At 40.3% G+C, this 17578-nt stretch carries 15 protein-coding genes; 9 read left to right on the top strand and 6 right to left on the bottom strand.

What is annotated here, in order from left to right; translation table 11 throughout:
• Both CXF81_RS20680 and CXF81_RS20090 read left to right on the top strand, forming a co-directional pair.
• A partial coding sequence (locus tag CXF81_RS20680; protein ID WP_157825454.1) for a hypothetical protein occupies positions 1–76 on the top strand: 76 nt, incomplete at its 5' end.
• A 760-nt stretch (positions 77–836) separates the two neighbouring features.
• Positions 837–980: a hypothetical protein gene (locus CXF81_RS20090; protein WP_198556377.1), complete on the top strand. Its 144-nt coding sequence runs from the start codon at positions 837–839 to the stop codon at positions 978–980.
• 540 nt (positions 981–1520) lie between these two features.
• Here CXF81_RS20090 and CXF81_RS10210 read toward each other — a convergent pair.
• Positions 1521–2396, bottom strand: coding sequence for a LysR family transcriptional regulator (locus tag CXF81_RS10210; RefSeq protein ID WP_101181256.1), 876 nt, complete (start codon positions 2394–2396; stop codon positions 1521–1523).
• 93 nt (positions 2397–2489) lie between these two features.
• On the opposite strand from CXF81_RS10210, the gene CXF81_RS10205 reads away from it, so the two are divergent.
• From CXF81_RS10205 to CXF81_RS10195, 3 genes are all read left to right on the top strand, one after another.
• A complete protein-coding gene (locus CXF81_RS10205) occupies positions 2490–2990 on the top strand; it encodes a lactoylglutathione lyase family protein (protein WP_101181255.1) in 501 nt (166 codons plus the stop codon).
• Positions 2991–3140: 150 nt separating this feature from the next.
• On the top strand, positions 3141–4073 hold the full coding sequence (locus CXF81_RS10200; RefSeq protein ID WP_101181254.1) for a hypothetical protein: 933 nt from the start codon (positions 3141–3143) through the stop codon (positions 4071–4073).
• A 26-nt stretch (positions 4074–4099) separates the two neighbouring features.
• Positions 4100–4816 (top strand): aspartate/glutamate racemase family protein, encoded by a 717-nt coding sequence (locus CXF81_RS10195; RefSeq protein WP_101181253.1) that lies wholly within the window; start codon positions 4100–4102, stop codon positions 4814–4816.
• Between the two features lie 55 nt (positions 4817–4871).
• Here CXF81_RS10195 and CXF81_RS10190 read toward each other — a convergent pair whose 3' ends face one another.
• The 3 genes from CXF81_RS10190 to CXF81_RS10180 form a co-directional block, all read right to left on the bottom strand.
• On the bottom strand, positions 4872–5960 hold the full coding sequence (locus CXF81_RS10190) for a methyl-accepting chemotaxis protein (protein WP_101181252.1): 1089 nt from the start codon (positions 5958–5960) through the stop codon (positions 4872–4874).
• 351 nt (positions 5961–6311) lie between these two features.
• Positions 6312–7256 (bottom strand): AEC family transporter, encoded by a 945-nt coding sequence (locus tag CXF81_RS10185; protein WP_101181251.1) that lies wholly within the window; start codon positions 7254–7256, stop codon positions 6312–6314.
• A gap of 299 nt (positions 7257–7555) precedes the next feature.
• Positions 7556–8086, bottom strand: a complete 531-nt coding sequence (locus CXF81_RS10180) for a hypothetical protein (RefSeq protein ID WP_101181250.1) — start codon at positions 8084–8086, stop codon at positions 7556–7558.
• Positions 8087–8262: 176 nt separating this feature from the next.
• On the opposite strand from CXF81_RS10180, the gene CXF81_RS10175 reads away from it, so the two are divergent.
• The 4 genes from CXF81_RS10175 to lysC all read left to right on the top strand — a co-directional run bounded on the left by CXF81_RS10175 (position 8263) and on the right by lysC (position 14440).
• Complete coding sequence (locus CXF81_RS10175; protein WP_232771883.1) at positions 8263–9381, top strand: PQQ-dependent sugar dehydrogenase; 1119 nt, start codon at positions 8263–8265, stop codon at positions 9379–9381.
• A gap of 201 nt (positions 9382–9582) precedes the next feature.
• Positions 9583–12195 (top strand): bifunctional aconitate hydratase 2/2-methylisocitrate dehydratase, encoded by a 2613-nt coding sequence (gene acnB / locus CXF81_RS10170; RefSeq protein WP_101181249.1) that lies wholly within the window; start codon positions 9583–9585, stop codon positions 12193–12195.
• A 250-nt stretch (positions 12196–12445) separates the two neighbouring features.
• Complete coding sequence (locus tag CXF81_RS10165) at positions 12446–13018, top strand: DUF192 domain-containing protein (RefSeq protein ID WP_232771882.1); 573 nt, start codon at positions 12446–12448, stop codon at positions 13016–13018.
• Positions 13019–13090: 72 nt separating this feature from the next.
• Positions 13091–14440: a lysine-sensitive aspartokinase 3 gene (lysC, locus tag CXF81_RS10160; protein ID WP_101181248.1), complete on the top strand. Its 1350-nt coding sequence runs from the start codon at positions 13091–13093 to the stop codon at positions 14438–14440.
• A 157-nt stretch (positions 14441–14597) separates the two neighbouring features.
• Here the strand turns inward: lysC and CXF81_RS10155 are convergent, their stop codons facing one another.
• Positions 14598–16622 (bottom strand): methyl-accepting chemotaxis protein, encoded by a 2025-nt coding sequence (locus CXF81_RS10155; RefSeq protein WP_101181247.1) that lies wholly within the window; start codon positions 16620–16622, stop codon positions 14598–14600.
• A 148-nt stretch (positions 16623–16770) separates the two neighbouring features.
• Entirely contained in the window at positions 16771–17577 is an 807-nt protein-coding gene (locus tag CXF81_RS10150; protein ID WP_101181265.1) for a symmetrical bis(5'-nucleosyl)-tetraphosphatase, read from the bottom strand.
• Position 17578: the final 1 nt, after the last annotated feature.

The raw sequence follows: 17578 nt of genomic DNA, 5'->3' as shown, positions 1-17578 counted from the left end.
CGAAGGTTTACGCTTCGCAATCCGTGAAGGTGGCCGCACAGTAGGTGCTGGCGTTGTATCAAAGATTGTTGCGTAATACCGCATTACATCCTATAAAAGGCGCTCCTTGAGCGCCTTTTTTTTGCTTAAAGAAAGGCTTCCTCTGCCTACCCCGATATTGCTTACCACGCACGTGCGGCGTGTGGGTTGAGGTTAAGCGCGGCGATTTAGCATCCACGAACAATCAAGCATCAATCTAACACCAAATACCGATGCAGCAATGAACATAATTAACCTCCTAGCAAGGCCAGCGCACAAATCCAGCAAGTTATATACAGAAGTTACTTATTGATTGATCCGTCAAATTTATTCTGTGACCAAATATCTATAATTTCTTGACTATCTTTTTATAAAAATTAATTGAATTGAATTGAATTTTTTGAACAATATGAAATTGATAAATATAAATTATAACCAATAACCAAAAGTAAAAAAATTATCCAAACAGGTATCAAAAACACGAACAACTCTCTAACTAAAGCCAAGTAATTTGCAGAGTTTACATATCCTTTTAAACTCTTTATACCATTAAACAATGTTGTCAAAACTATCATCAAGAAGAATAGAATAAAAATAGTTTTTCCTAACTGTAAGTCTGTAAGAAAATCATATTTATAGACTATTCAATCGACCTTTTATAAGCAGTACCATTGTTAAGTTTTGTACCTTGAGTTCTCGCTACGTGTCCCAGACTAACATTCCCATAGTAATGCCGGGTAACTTTACATTAGGTACTACTTTTTAACGAATTTTGATTGTTGCTTTTGCGCAAGTATAAAGGCTCTCGGATTGCCGACATGCTGATTTTGATTACCATGAGCTTTGTTTTAGACGGTATTGGCGGTTTTGTTCAAAGTTCATGGGAAACGGATGTTTTTTCAATTATCGAAAATAATACAGGCTTGAATATTTCCGTCGATGTGACCGTTGATATAACCTAGTTTGCCAATATTTTCACTTCCAGTAGCGACGAAGAAGTCTATGCTATAGCGGGAGTTTTTATTAGAAATAGTTTGGGTGAGAGGTTTTTTGAAGACTGGATTGAATTGGATAGTCTTATTAAAGGACCAGTTACGTTTGGTGTCTCTGATTCTTTTGCCGTCAATTTTATTTTTGATTTAGCTAATGGTTATTCCGAAGAATACTCTTTAATCGATAACATATTGGCAAGAAATAATTAGCTTTGATCCACAAAAAATCCATAGCCGATGTTAGTCATTATTTTACGTACAACAAAAAATACTTTTGCTCAAATAATTATTAGCGCTTTTGGCTGTTCAAATCAAATCGACCACTTACATATGAAAGATGGACGTCAACATACGTATTGGGGTCTGGGTGGGTTTGTCATCAGGTGCCATTAGCATATCGACGATTCATTCAGTTCCAATCCTCAATGCTTAGTTTCAAACTTTACTATATTCGAAGAGTATCGTGAGCGTAAAGACCGTTAATTAAGTGCATTTATTCAGGCTCAAATTTTAGTCTGCCAAGTAACTCGCAATCGCATTTTTAATGAATTTTATTCGATTAGGAGTTATTGCTATTCGATTAACGCACAAATACAGATTTTCGCCAACAGGGTTATCGAGGTAATGTATTTTTATGAGATCTTGTTGACGGAAAGCTTGTGCGGCATGCAATGGCAGGACCGTAAATCCAAATCCTCTGCTTACAGGTTCTAATATCAGGCTAATTTGGTTTGAAAAGCCCTTATGCATGAATTGTTCGACGTGTTTAAATTCTTCAAAATTTTCACTCAGCAAAAGTCGCCCATGATGGGGGGCATCTGGATGCGAAATAAATCCTAACTCAAGCAATTTTTTCCAGTTAACAGATGTGACATTACTTGATGTTACTAAAACGAGCGGTTCGATCGCTATTTTCTTGCTCGACACGCTGCTAACGTTGCTTAGATCGGTGAGCAAACCTAAGTCAATCTTACGATCAGCTAAAGCACGTTCAATATCCCGATTTGGGGCAAAAACGTAATCTACAAGCAAATTTGGATACAAGCGCTGCTGATCAAGTAGGAATGGATAGAGTCGCAGTCCAATGCTTCCTGGCGAAGCAATTTTTATTTTACCTTCATGTGTTTCGTCATGTTTAACCAATCGTTCTAGTTCTTCAGACGACCTTAGAAGCTCATGACCTCTTTGATATAATTGTTCACCTGCATCCGTTAATGAAAACGACTTTCCATCTCTTATTAGCAGCGGGGTTTCAAGCTGTAGTTCGAGCTTTTTGATGTGCTGACTAACGCCAGACTGCGTCATGAAAAGCTGTTCGGCTGTGCGCGTGAAGTGACCGATATCAACAAGGGTGCAAAATGTTTTCAATAAATGTTGATTAATCATTACCGTATATTCTCATAATCATAATAAATGATAATTTTTCTATTTTAACATGAGAGGTATAATTCACCTATCTAATCAGCAAAGGTAACAATCATGAGTAAAGCATATCCGAGAACCTTCTCTCACATCGGTATCTCAGTTCCAGATATCGACAAGGCAGTTAAATTTTATACCGACGTCTTAGGATGGTATCAGCTAGTGGCGCCGACAACCGTGTTAGAGGATGACTCTGCTATTGGGGTAATGTGCACCGATGTATTCGGAGCCAATTGGGGCCAGTTTAAAATAGCTCATTTATCGACGGGCGATCGTATTGGAGTCGAACTGTTTGAGTTTACCAACCAAGAGCAACCTGAAAATAACTTTGAATACTGGAAAACGGGTGTATTTCATTTTTGTGTTCAAGATCCTAATTTAGAAGAATTAGTGATCAAGATCGTCGAAGCAGGGGGTAAAAAACGAATGGAAAAACCGCGTTACTATTATCCTGGCGAAAAACCATACAGAATGATCTATATGGAAGACCCGTTCGGCAATATCCTTGAAATATACAGCCATAGTTATGAATTAACCTATGCGGCCGTAGCCGACTAGCTTAATAATTGACGATCGCCTTGGGAATATGAAACCCGCTTTCCTAAGGCGACAGCAATAATAACAAGTCTTTCTTGTTTAAATTTTTGTACATAGCTATATTTGTTCCATCATCTTGTGGGTACGCCCTCTATATTTTACAGAGAACAAATGGCAACTTCGCGTTTTACATTAATTGCATTCCTGTTAATTATGCCAACACACCCGGTTTTCAGTGCTGATGATAGTTTTGAATACAAGGTACAAACTCAAGTTCGTTTTGATGATCGCTCCAATCGTGAGCATCGATTTCAATATCGGGTACGCGCTTATTCCTCGTTTCATATTCCTAATTCAAGGTGGCGCATTAACGCCTTTGGTGTGACCGGCAACGAATTCTCTTCCAGTTACAATACTATTGACAGTGATATCTCTAACCACTTCAACCTTCGTCGTATCTACTTCAAACACACCGGCGCATTAGGCAGTAAGACAGAAATTGGAGTCATTCCAACTTATAAAGGGCGAGTTTCTTCTAGTGGCCTTGCAAAAGACGGTTGGATTAAGGGTGCCAGACATGTTTATGCTTACTCTGCAAAGGCAAAGTTCGAGATTGTACTTGGAGAGCTAGAAGAGGATACAGCAAAAACCGCACTCGACGCATTCAAAAAACTGAATTATGTGGAACTGGAAATGTCCTCTTATATTAATGATGTTTCAAGCTATGAAATTAGTCTTGAGCGCATGACACAAGCTAACTTTGTAAGAGCAGAGTACCGTTTATTTCTGGAACATTCCCCGATCTATTCGGTGGAGCTAATTAGTCGAGTTTCAACATCTAAGACCAAGATCGTCATTGGTATTGAGGATAGCCTGACATTATTTGGAAAAGATGCCGGTTATTATGCTTACTATTCGTATGTAAGTGATAACTTCGGGGCACGAGCTGAACTTACTGAAGACTTCATTACAACAGGGCATGGTTTGTCGATCGAGTCAGATATTGCACTGTTAAATTTGAAAAACTGGAAAGCTTTTGCCCGTCTCGATCTGTTTGACCAAAACTCTCGGTTCATTCTTGGTGTCGGTTACACTTTTGGATAACAAGAAGCGTATTTAAAGGAACTATTATGACTCGACCGACTAAAATGAAAACAATCGGTATTCTTGGTGGTATGAGTAATCAAGCAACGTCTGAATATTATCGAATGATCAATGAATTAGTAAATCAGCGCTTAGGCGGTTGGGAAATTGCAGAGACACTCATTCAAGGTCTCAATTTTGGTAATATTGAATATTATGTCAGAAATGGATTATGGGATGAAGCTCGCACCTATATTGAAACCAAGGCAAAGGGCGCGGAACTTGGTGGAGCGGACATGCTGATTTGTGTGAGTAATACAATGCACTGTGTTCTTGATAATATTGATACGGTGGTTAACATTCCGTTTATTCATATTAGTGATCCGACAGGACAAGCAATAAAGGAAGCAGAACTCAAGAAAGTCGGTATTTTAGGGACAAAACCGGTAATGCAAGCAAATTATATAAAAGACCGTTTTAAGCAAAAATTCGATATCGATGTGATTTCACCAAGTGAAGAAGAGCAAATCATAGTAGATAAAATTATCTTTGATGAACTAGTTAGAGGGAAAATAACAGCGGCTTCAAAACAAGCTTATATCAAAGTGTGTGAAAATCTACTATCAGCAGGTGCGCAGGGGATCATACTAGGTTGCACTGAAATATTTTTGTTGCTACAACCAGAAGACTTACCACAAGCACCATTATTTAATACAACAGAATTACACACTAAAGCGGCTGTTGAATTGGCATTATCTGAATGAAAAAGTGAGACTGGCCCGATGAATAATTACTTAGGCCAGTATAACGAATAGCTGCTTAGGCTTGACGAAAATTGGCAATATCGTCTAAATATCCCAGCAATCTTTGACTTGCACTTTCCATTTTTTGCAAGGCCGTTATTGTTTGCCCTTGATTATGATTCGCAAAGGCTTCAATTGCTTTAGCACCTTCATTGTGAACTTCAGCATGAGGCTGGTCGAGGCTTCTAAACGATCCAACGCTTGAATATTTTTGCATGCCATTTGTATCGTACCACTGCCCTAGTCGACAATTTTTGTGGCTGACAAAGTCTTGAGCTGATTTGTTACTCACCCCATGGATCACTGCATAAACTTCACTTTTCCAAACGATATGGTCTAACTTGACGGTTTGAATGAATGTTCGATGAGCGGATTCCTCAATAGTTGACTTCATTTTATTGCTGCTAGTTACAATGTGACTGTAGTTTTCACTCAGTGTGTTTACACCAACTGAAAGTGTTTCATTGTTGTGTTTAACATCCTCTGCTGATTCGACGGCTGTTTTCGTCGAAGAAATAATGTTACCAACTAAATCAGCGACTTCACTTGCTGATTTATTTGTTTCAGTAGCTAAAGAGCGAACTTCATCTGCCACAACGCTAAACCCACGGCCAGCATCACCCGCTCTTGCGGCTTCGATAGCAGCGTTTAGAGCTAACAAATTTGTTTGATCAGAAATGCTAGTAATGGTAGAAACAAATTTATTGATATGGTCAGCTTTATCAGAGAGCCCTGATATGTTCTGAGTCATGCTGCTCATTTTTATGTTTAAACCGCTCATTGAGTTTGCGATATCACTCAAAGAGGAAGTTGAAAGATCAAATAGAATATTAATTTTTTCAACAGACTCACTTTCAGCTTGAATACTGCGGAATGATTCCAAGACTGTCTGTCTTATTCCCTCAACTTGAGCTAATGATTCGAGTGTACACTTTACTAATGATTTTTCGAATTCCTCGTTAGGATTCGGCATATTTAATTCTTGGGTTAATGCGTTGTTTTCTGCCTTTTGCTCGGACAAAAGTGAATTCACATCGTTTAATTGAACCTTCAACTGTGCGTTTTCACGTTCCAATTTTTGATAATTTGAGGCTAACACAAACATATATTGTTCCATTTATTAAGTAATTGATTAGCTTGGTTTATTGAAAGATAGATACCTCTCAGAGATGCAGCTTCCAATAAACGACGATGATGTAAACTTAATATAAATTGTAGCTAACAATCATTACTATTGAGTAAGTAACTTAATATATCGGTCAATGTTAAAAAAGAATAAGAAGGATTTGATAATTAGTATTACCATTTGGCTAAAATAATCATGGGTAAGCCGATGAAAATACAAAAAATGAAAACCACAATGAACACATTTTTTTTGTTAATTCAAAATGACACTTGTCAATATCCTTATTTTTATCCATGAATTTATTCTTTGTAGGTTAGTGTTACGACAATATTACAGATAAGCAGTCAATAAAGTATAGCCAATAATGGTAACTGGCACTGATAATATCGTGCTAATAGCAATGATATGAGCCGCCAACTGGTGGTTTCCTCCTATCTTACGCACCATAATGTAACTTGCGGCCGCGGTTGGCGCAATTGACATAAGGTACACAATGCCAAGTTTTATGCCGCTTATATCGAAATAGATTGCAGCTAAAACAATAACGCTTGGGTAAACCAAACATTTTACGAATATACTTAACGCAGCCGCTTTTGCATCACTTCTAAAGCTTGAGAATCGCAATGCTGCGCCCGTGCACAGTAGCGCTAATGGTAAAGTTAATTGCGCAAAGTAGCCAACGCTATTGAGTGCTATGTTCGGGATCTCAACATTGAATGTAGAAACCAGCAGTGCTGCCACGATGGATAAAATAATTGGATTACTAATGATACCTTTGACTACTTTTATAAAGGACGTTTTGCTGTCTAAATAAAAATTTAAAATTCCGACACTAATAATATTGTAGGTAATTGTCATTGCACCTAAATAAATAGATCCCAACGCCAAACCGGCCTCGCCATAAGCATTAGAACAATAAGCTAATCCAATAATACCCATGTTTGAGCGAAACGCGCCTTGAATAACAACACCGCGATCACTGCGCCTAGCCACTAGAAAAGGGCTGACGAGCATCATAATAGCGCAAATTGTTACTGTGCCTACCACTCCAATTAGTAATATATTCAATTGCGACATTGCATCGACATTGCTTTTGCTGATAGTGGTGAACAAAAGTGCGGGCAATGCGAAATTAAAGATTAAACGACTGGCTCGTTCAACAAAGTCATCTGTCATTAAACCGCTTTTGTAGAGTCCGTATCCGAATGCGATTAATAGAATGACGGGACCAATGACTGAAAATGCAAAATCGATGATGGCTTTATTATCTAACACAGCGTGCCTCAAGATAGAACGGTAGGGTGATGATACGCGCTTTGTATTGGTATTTCTCAAATTTACGTTTGCACATTACAAACTTTTTCAAGGATAGCCAGCGCTTTAGCTCGTGAATCACTTGATTGATGGGGCATTTCAGAGGAGTGTAAAGTGGGTTTGTGTTAACAATAACCAAGTCTGTAGATATCGTAGAAATAGGTCTCTTTAACAGCAGAGTGATACAGTGGTCACAGCCGAGATACGGTAGTCTCAATTAAATGGAATGAACAATCAATTTATTTTATCGGTGTTTTTGACTAGGAGTACTTGTTTGTTCTACTTCTGATTAATCCAAACACGGCACCGCCAATCGCTCCTGCTATGCTCTGCGTGAGTAAGCCTGTAAATCCTCTGGCGCCGGCAATGATGCTCACATTTAATATGGGGTGCATGGCGGCCAATAAAGTAAACATGGCCACAGCCCCTGCGAGTGTATATACCCAAAGTGCTGACTTTCGATTTTTTTGCGGCATTTCAGTCGCATGTTCAGGAGGCGTTGCTTGTATTTTTTTTGCGATCAATATGGCGACGGTCATGGCAATCAACATGCCAACGAACACAATGCTGCCGTAGGTTGGAAGCAAACCTACAAAATCAACAAAAACGGTCTCTATTCGTAAACCTAAGGGAATTTCAGCACCGACAGAAATCAAACCAGATAGAACGGACTGAGTGTGCAAGGCACTAGCGATGATAAACGTGACGATAGTAGTAATTAATAGTTGGAAAATAAATAAGCCGAAACGCACTAATTTAGTTCTTTGATGATTGTTAGTGTTAATTTCCAAAATTTTACTGCTCCATGTTTATTTACCGCAACTATATATGTTTTTTTCCTAAGTTGTGGTTATTATCTTCGCGTTTTATTGTGTTAATAGTAGGATATAGATGAGGCAACTTTGTGCTTCTATCTCAAAAAGGATAATGATGCTAAACAAACTTCCCACGTTCATCACTAAGGTGATTGCTTCATCTTTATTTGCTGGCCTCGTTTAATTGGCAAACAGCATATGCTCAGGCTACGCTAGCAGCAATCGACACTAACTTTGATGTTGAATTACTTGTCGATGGATTGCCTAAGTCATGGTCAATTAACCTTTCTCCAGACAATGAAATATTTGTAACTGATAGAAGCGGCAGTATTATTGTGTTTGACCAACAATGGAACAAACAAGTCTTCTCCACTTCGATAGATGATTTGTTTGCCGATAGTCAGGGTGGATTCCTTGATTTGGCTTTTCATCCCGATTTTGCATTAAATGGCTGGATATACCTAAGTTATAGTGCTGGCACAAGTGATTCAAATCGACTGAAAGTAGTGAGGTTTAAACTGCCTGATTCGGGCGACGAAATTTCAATAATTGAAGACGTTTTCATTGTCAAAACAGACAAGAATACCCCAGTGCATTACGGTGGTCGCCTCGCGTTTTTAGACGATAATAGCCTTCTTATCACTACTGGCGACGGGTTTGATTTCCGTGAGCAAGCGCAGGTTAAGTCTTCTCACTTAGGTAAAATAATTCGAGTAAACGATGTTGGTAAAGCCTTAGTGGATAATCCTTTTTATAACAAAGAAGCGCCTGACAGCAGTGCCAACTATGTGTTTAGTCTGGGGCATCGAAATCCTCAAGCATTATTAGTGAGCGTTTCAGGACTGATTATTTCCCATGAGCACGGTCCTGCGGGTGGTGATGAAATTAATATGATTGAAAAAGGTAATAATTATGGTTGGCCAATTATCACCAATGGTCGAGATTATTCCGGCGCTGTGATTACCCCATTTACAGAATATACCGGAATGCAACAACCCGATTTTGATTGGACTCCCTCTATTGCGCCCTCAGGTATGATCCTATATGAGTCTGATAAGATGCCTTCGTTATCTCAACATTTAATCGTGACTTCACTCAAGTTTCAGCAATTGCGCGCGATAATGCTAGATGGTGACAACATGTCCAATGAGCGTATTTTACTACCAAATTTCGAATACAGGCTTAGGGATATAGAACAAGACAGTGATGGAAATATCTTACTATTGAGCGATGCTGACACTGCTCAGATTTTTAAGCTAGTGACTAAATAGGACTATTATAGATAAAATCCATTAACATCCTTAAAACAATTAGTTTGATGAATATCGGCTATTGTTCGTTGCAAGGCTTTTGTCATTCAAATTCTTGACGTTACTCGTTATAATGTCAGTTGAAATTTATAATCAAGTTTATTCCTGAAGGTTCGTTCTATTTTTATGAACAGAAACCAGCATCAAAAAGAGGCTTAAATAGTGTTAGAAGATTATCGTAAACACGCAGAAGAACGTGCCGCTGAGGGTATCCCACCAAAGCCGTTGAATCCAGAGCAAGTTACTGGTCTCGTTGAACTATTGAAGAATCCGCCAGCAGGCGAAGAAGCATTTTTATTAGAATTGATTTCAGAACGCGTGCCTCCGGGCGTTGATGAAGCCGCTTATGTTAAAGCCGTGTTTTTAAGTGCGATAGCGAAAGGCGAAGAGTCTTGCGACTTAGTTAGTGCTGATGCTGCGGTGCAGTTACTTGGTAACATGCACGGTGGTTACAATATCGGAACCTTAGTGGGTTTACTAGACAACAATGATCTAGCAGAACTTGCTGCCGAGGAACTCAAGCACACCCTGTTAATGTTTGATGCCTTCCATGACGTGGAAGAGAAACACAGAGCTGGCAATGAATTTGCCACTGATATTATGCACTCTTGGGCTGAAGGCGAGTGGTTTTTTTGTCGTGATGATTTAGCCGAGAAAATCACTATGTCTGTTTTTAAAGTGACAGGTGAAACTAACACCGACGACTTATCACCTGCACCTGATGCTTGGTCTCGTCCCGATATTCCTCTGCATGCTCGGGCAATGTATAAAATGACACGTGATGGTTTAACACCTGAAGTTCATGGTGAATTAGGGCCGCTTGCAAAAATTGAAGAAATTAAAGCCATGGGTCATCCGGTTGTATTTGTTGGTGATGTTGTTGGCACTGGGTCCTCGCGTAAATCGGCTACAAACTCTGTATTATGGTTCTTTGGCGATGATCTTCCTGGCGTACCAAATAAACGCGGCGGTGGTGTTTGTATCGGCGGCAAGGTGGCTCCAATTTTCTACAACACCATGGAAGATGCGGGTGCATTGGTATTTGAAGCTGACGTCGACAAACTAAACATGGGTGATGTGATTGACATCTACCCATTCGCTGGTGAAGTTAAAAATGCAGCAACCGGCGAACTACTGTCGACTTTTGAATATAAGTCAGACGTATTACTTGATGAAGTTCGTGCTGGTGGTCGTATTAATCTTATCATCGGTAGAGGTTTAACTGATAAAGCTCGCGAAGCTTTAGGCTTAGAAGCAAATGATATGTTCCGCAAGCCACTGGTGCCGGCTGCATCAAACAAAGGCTTTACATTAGCGCAAAAAATGGTCGGTAAAGCCTGTGGTGTAGAAGGTATACGCCCAGGCACTTATTGCGAACCTAAAATGACCACTGTGGGCTCACAAGATACAACGGGACCTATGACGCGCGATGAGCTTAAGGATTTAGCATGTTTAGGCTTTACTGCTGATTTAACAATGCAGTCATTCTGTCACACTGCTGCTTATCCGAAGCCTGTAGATATTGATACTCAGCATACATTACCTGATTTCATTATGAACCGTGGTGGTGTTTCATTACGCCCGGGTGATGGTATTATTCACTCTTGGCTAAACCGCATGTTATTGCCTGACACCGTTGGTACTGGCGGTGACTCCCATACGCGTTTCCCAATGGGGATTTCATTCCCTGCCGGTTCTGGTTTAGTTGCATTCGCAGCAGCAACAGGTGTTATGCCTTTAGATATGCCTGAATCCGTATTGGTTCGCTTTAAAGGTAAAATGAAGCCAGGTATTACGCTTCGTGACCTAGTTCACGCTATCCCAATGTATGGCATTAAGAACGGTTTGTTGACTGTTGCTAAAAGAGGCAAAATCAATGCGTTTTCTGGTCGTATATTAGAAATTGAAGGCTTAAATGATTTGACTGTTGAGCAAGCATTCGAATTGTCTGACGCCTCTGCAGAGCGCTCTGCTGCGGGTTGTACAATTAAATTATCCGAAAAGTCAATTGCCGAGTACTTGACCTCAAATATCACTATGCTTCGCTGGATGATAAATGAAGGCTACGGCGACGTAAGAACATTAGAGCGTCGCGCACGCAAAATGGAAGAATGGTTAGCTAAGCCAACACTAATGCAAGCAGATGTCGATGCAGAATACGCAGAAGTGCTTGAGATTGATTTAGCTGAAATTAACGAGCCCATTTTGTGTTGTCCCAATGATCCGGACGATGCTAGAACATTATCTGAAGTTGCTGGTGATAAAGTTGATGAGGTATTCATTGGCTCATGTATGACTAACATTGGTCACTTCCGAGCTGCAGGTAAGCTTCTTGAACAATTCAAAGGCACATTACCAACTCGTTTGTGGATGTCTCCACCAACGAAAATGGATGAAGCTCAGTTAATGGAGGAAGGCTATTTCAGTATTTATGGTAAAGCTGGTGTAAGAATGGAAATGTCAGGTTGTTCATTATGTATGGGTAACCAGGCTCGTGTTCTTGCAGGTGCGACAGTATTGTCCACATCAACGCGTAACTTCCCGAACCGTTTAGGTGATGGCGCGAATGTATATCTGTGCTCAGCTGAAATCGCGGCAGTTGGCGCTATTGTTGGGCGTATACCAAGCGCTAATGAATATATGGAATATGCCAGCAAAATTGAATCCATGAGTGGTGAAGTGTTCCGTTACTTAAACTTTGATCGCATGCCTAAGTTCAGCAAAGCCGCTGAAGCAGCCAAGGCAAATATCATTCCAGCGTTGAATATCGCGTAAACTGGGTGTAATGTTGATGACGTAAGCAGTGGGACTAATACCCCTACTCGGATGTAATAAACAGTAAAAACGCCGAGACTCTATATAAGGGGCTCGGCGTTTTTTTACTTTTGTTTTGCGCCTGAGTGCGAACTCTTTGTGTAAAAAATAAAAAAGTAATTAACAGGCGTTTTAATTAGATACATACTGTGTTGTTCAAAAATGCCGTGATTGAGCAATACAATCACATAATAATAACAAGGATTAGATCGTGAAAAAATATTCACACAGCAGCATAATTGGTTTTTTTGCAATTATATTTACGTCATTATTGTCACTCCAAGCCAACGCACAAAATGATAAGCCCGGCGATTTAGTCAAGTCTGCTCAGGCCAATATAAAACAGGTCATAATCAATACTAGCGATGAATTAACCGAAGAAGAGTTAGCATTCCTAGCCGATGACAGCAATATAAATATCTCGTTTGCCAATAAATCTCTTCAAGTTGAATTTGCCGATTCTTTTGAAGAAAGAGCATTGGGATTGATGTATCGCAAAGGCTTATGTGAGGACTGTGGCATGCTCTTTCAGTTTGACGTTGAGCGTATGGCCAGTATCTGGATGAAAAATACCTTTGTTCCACTGGATTTAGCATATATAACCGTAGATGGTAAAATAATCGATATAATGCAATTGAAGCCCCACGACCTTACTTCGGTCAAATCATCTAAACAGGTACTTTACGCCTTGGAAATGAATCAGGGATGGTTTGCGAAAAATAACATAAAAGTCGGTGATAAAATCTCTATAGAAGGTCGTGTTAAGCAAGCTTCATTCAAATAGTATAAATTGGCGGGGTTTAGTCGCTGTCGATAAAGTGTTTCTTTGGGTTAATGAAAGGGAAGATAAAAGTAAATGAATTCAGTGTTGAATGTTGCCAAATTTGGCGGAACTAGCATAGCCACATATAGCACTATGGGGAATTGTGCGCGAATAATCGCTAATAACACAAATACAAGAATTGTTGTGGTTAGCGCTTCTGCTGGAGTAACCAACCATTTGGTGGCATTGGCGAACACCGCGTTAACCAGCCAACAAATTGAAGAAATTGTAGAAAAGATTAAAGTCATTGAGCTTGCCATTGTCGCTAAGTTAACAAAACCGGAAGAGGTCAGTGATAAGCTTAACGTTTTGTTAGTTGAATTGACCGACTTAGCAAAACATGAAGAAATTAATTTTAGAGACGATTTGAAAGATGCGCTAGTGTCGATGGGGGAGCGTATGTCTTCATTGTTATTTGCAGCGGTACTCAGAGAGTTTGATATTTTGGCGACTAATTTTGATGTCAGAAAAGTACTTCGTACTGACTCAACGTTTACGCAGGCCATACCAAATCTTGCTGTTATTAGGCGGCTAGCGCAAGCGTTGTTGCTCCCAGAATTATATAATTCAGTGATTGTGACTCAAGGTTTCGTTGGTGCAGATGAGCAAGGTAGAACAACCACACTTGGTCGCGGAGGTTCTGACTTTACAGCGGCACTGTTAGCTGAAGCGATTGATGCCCAGACTTGTGAAATTTGGACTGATGTCATTGGCGTCTACACAACCGATCCTCGCATCACCGACAAAGCCCGCCCTTTATCTGAACTGAGTTTTGACGAAGCCGCAGAAATGGCCACTTTTGGTGCAAAAGTACTGCATCCGGCAACAATGGAACCGGCGATTAGGCAAGACATTAAAGTCTTTGTAGGCTCTAGCCGTGAACCTGAAAAAGGCGGTACTTGGATTGTTAGAGACTGTGTGCATGAACCTGCTTATAGAGCGATTACCAGACGTAAAGATCAAGTTATGGTAACGGTTAAGACGCCTAAGATGATGTATGCTCAGGGCTTCTTACAGAGTGTTTTTACAATCATGGCTAAACACAAGCTGTCTGTGGACTTAGTCACGACTTCTGAGATTTCGGTATCGTTTACGCTAGATAATCCGCCTAACTCTGTGTCTGAAAAGATGAACAAAGAAACGCTCGCTGAATTAATCACAATTTGCGATGTCACGATTGAGCAGGGATATGATGTGGTGACAGTTGTGGGTAATAACATGCAAAGCTCTGCTGGCGTATCCAGTAAAATTTTTGAGGCTGTGAAGGACTTTAATTTACGCATGATATGTTTTGGTGCAAACCCACATAACCTGTCGTTTGTAGTGAGCAATGCCGACAGCGAAGATGTGGTGAAGGTATTGCACAAAGCATTGTTTGAATAATAAACCCGTATTTTTGATATCTGCTAAGCACCGGCCAATAAAAAAGCGATTTCGTATTAAACCGAAATCGCTTTTTTGTTTTACGCAAAGACATCGCTACCTCAAATGTGAGGACCGAGGCTCAATCAAGTTTCTTGGCCGCTCAAAGGGGTCAGTACTACACCTTAAATGTACCGATAGATTCTTGTAACTCGTCCGCCAGTCTAGCAACCTCAGCGCTCGACTCGGTTGTTTGTTGAGCTCCTAAGGTCGTTTCCTCAGCAATCCCTACGATGGTCTCAAGTTTTTCGCTAATTTCCGCTGACACTTGATTCTGCTCGCGAGCTGCTTGCTCAATTCGAGTGCTAACTTCATGCGCTTTGTGTACAGCGTCGGTTATCAAATCAAGCGCTTTCGCCGCTTTTTCTGTTTGCGCTACGCAAATCTCAGCCTGGTGTTTGCCTTGTGTCATAACCGCTACTGCTTTTTCAGCTCCTGCTTGCAACACTTCTATCATTGAATTAATTTCTTGTGTAGATTTTTGTGTGCGACTTGCTAAGGTACGAACTTCATCCGCAACCACGGCAAATCCGCGACCTTGTTCCCCAGCTCGAGCCGCTTCAATAGCCGCATTCAAAGCGAGTAAGTTAGTTTGATCCGCAACACCTCGAATAACATCCAGAATCCCACCAATTGAAGCACTGTCCTCATGTAACTTGTTAATAACATCAGCTGCTTCTTGCACATCACGTGCGAGTACTTCAATAGTGCGCTTGTTTTCCATTGAAATCTGCTTCACTTTTTCAGCTTCATCATCGGCTTGACCAATCTGTTTTAGCGTATCGTCAGCACTTTGTAATACCAATTGAGAGGTACTGTGCATTTCAGTGGTTGCTGCAGCAACTTGTGATATTTGAGATTTTTGTTCTTGTATGGAGCGGGTTGTTTGCTCAGTCACCGATGATGTCTCACCAGACGCTGCGGCAAGTTGCTCGGCTCTGCCGTGGATCCCTTCAATAAGTGTCTTGAGACTTTGAATAAGAACGTTGCAGTTTGTCGACAGTATGCCGAATTCGTCCTTGGAGGAATCATCCAATCGATGTGTTAGATCGCCAGAAGATGCAATTTTCAGAAGCTCATTCACTTTAGCCAATGGTTTGGTAATCGCCGTTACGCTTTTGTACGCAGTAAATGCAGCAATACCTAGTGACACCAGCACCATAATAATAACCCATTGTACGCTTGAGACAACTTGATCGCTTACGCCCTGTTTGAGGGATGCCGCCTTGCTATTGGCTAATTCTAGTAAACTTTCTAATGACTCGAGACCTCGAGAAATATCTTCATCGGATGCTATCAAGAAGCTTTCAGAATCTATTGCCCTGTCTAACTTGCTTACTTGATTAGTTAGAATGCCACTGGTTCCTACAATAGTTTGTTTAATGGTATCAATTAACTCACTCACTTCATCCAGTGTACCTGTGTCGTCTTGGCCATTTGACATCTTTAGCATCGCGGCAAATTGCTCTTCAGCCTGAGCTACCCTGAGAAGAACTTCTTTGCCTCGAATGTCAGCTCGCTGTAAGGTTTCAGTAGTAACATAGTCTGCGATAGATGATAAAACTGAAAGTAAATTTGATTCTAATTTTACGCCTTCAACCGCGACTTCAGAAAGCACGCCGGAGTCAACTACGGCATCTAAATCTGCAAAATCCAACAGAAATGATGTCGCGTCATCAACGCTTTCTTCAATAATAGCGTATTGAGCATCTACACTATCCTTAAGGTCTTGTTCTAAGAGGTGATTGCTATATACCTCTGTTGCATTTTGAGAGTAGTTATCGTAAACAACTTCAACTTCACCAAGTGCGTTTTTCAAGTTACTTTCATATTGGACAACGCTGCGCAAGACTCCTAATTGTTCATCAAAACTGCTTCTACTAGCCTCAAATGCGACTAGTTTGTTATTCAAATCAGTTTGATTAGTCGTAACATAGGCTTCAAAGGTTAAGCGACCCATATTTAGGAACGATGCTTTTAAACTGCTGCTGCCACCAACAGTGGGCAAGGCTAATTCGCTTACCTCGTCAGTTGCATTCTCAATCTCATTTAAGCTGAAAAGGGAGAGTATACTTAACAATACAAGCAGAAAACTGATGATGCTAAATCCGCTAATGACTCGCATTTTTACTGTAAGATTCATTTTTTTTTGACCCCTAATTACCCAATTTTCTGGTAACAATTACGACTTTTTTAACAGGAGGTAGAGAGTAGTTCATTTTACCTAACACTCGCGTACGCAGATTTATAACTATGTCTACAACAAGGTATCGGTACGCACTAGTTTTTCTTTATGCTTGTTGTGAAAAAAACTGTTTTGTCTCTATGCAATACAATGTCATTGTCTTGCCCCATACGAAACCAGTATCCAGTGCTATTACTTTTTGATTGTTGGTTTCACCCATTAATGATGCCCAATGCCCGAATATAAGACTTTTATTTTGTTTTACATCCGAATTTGGACAAAGGTACCAAGGTGTCAGTTCTATAGGCGCTAAATCAGGGTGGCACTTCGTTTTGAACTCCAGCGCGTTGTCGCTTAAAAAACGCATTCGTGTGAGGGCGTTTACGACAAACCGAAGGCGCTCAGGACCCTCTAAGTTGTCATTCCAAACGCTTGGATAATTACCGTACATGTTTTTCAAAAACTGGAATTGCTTGGCACCCATTAACGCTTCACTGACTTCATCTGACAGTGAAAGGGCCTTTTTTGTAGACCACATAGGATATAAGCCTGCGTGTGAAATAAAGTGGTCTTTTGCTGGTTTTAAAGCCAATTTTTTAGTGCATAACCAGTCAATGAGTTCACCAAATGATTTGTGTTTAATTAAAGGATCTAACTTATCTACGGGCTTCGGCGTGCTGATACCATGAGCCATAGCAATGAGGTGTAAGTCGTGATTACCTAGTACAGTATCAAAATGTGGAGTACCTAAATCCTTTAAATACTTTAGCGTTTCCAATGATTGAGGGCCGCGCGCAATGAGGTCACCTACGGCCCATAACTTATCTGTTTTTGCATCAAACCCAGCGCTTTTTAGAAGTTTGCGTAAGCCTTTGTAACATCCTTGAATATCGCCTACGACATAATTCTTGATA

This window comes from Glaciecola sp. 33A, assembly GCF_002836745.1.
GTDB lineage: Bacteria > Pseudomonadota > Gammaproteobacteria > Enterobacterales > Alteromonadaceae > Glaciecola.
Note: the sequence above shows the minus strand (reverse complement) of the source record. Positions and strands in the feature narration are given on the sequence as shown.